The organism is Bradyrhizobium sp. NBAIM08 (assembly GCF_020193935.1).
GTDB lineage: Bacteria > Pseudomonadota > Alphaproteobacteria > Rhizobiales > Xanthobacteraceae > Bradyrhizobium > Bradyrhizobium yuanmingense.
In genome coordinates, this window is sequence record NZ_JADYVR010000939.1 from 1 (window position 1) to 404 (window position 404).

The window sequence follows — 404 nt, forward strand, 5'->3', positions numbered from 1 at the left end:
GGTCTTGCCAGCATTACGCGGCAGTCCGTCAATCGCTCGGAGAGCCGGACAGATTTAGGCTTCAGTTTCGGAATGAACTCATCGAAGTCGTCGGTGATATCGTACGTCGCAGCGCAAGTCCGACCGTGGAAGAAGTAACGAAGGCGGTAGACAAGCTCGTGCCGAAGGAGCATGTCGACGATTTCGTTCGACTGACAATCAAGGAATTGGAGAATTTGCACGAAGGCAATTTCGCGCGCTTCCGCTTGCGGCCATCAGAATACAATGCTTGGCGGGATGCTTTGCGACCGCAGCCACATCATGAACGCCAAGGCTAATGCCTAATTGATAAACAGAGACTATGGCTGGTATTCGACATCACATCCTCCCAAGGTTTTTGCTCAAAGGTTTTGCCAGCAAAGTCA

1 protein-coding gene is annotated in these 404 nt (G+C 51.5%); it reads left to right on the forward strand.

What is annotated here, in order from left to right; translation table 11 throughout:
* The coding region (locus I6F37_RS42825; protein ID WP_225154802.1) for a hypothetical protein at nt 1-317 on the forward strand (317 nt) is incomplete at its 5' end.
* Nucleotides 318-404: the final 87 nt, after the last annotated feature.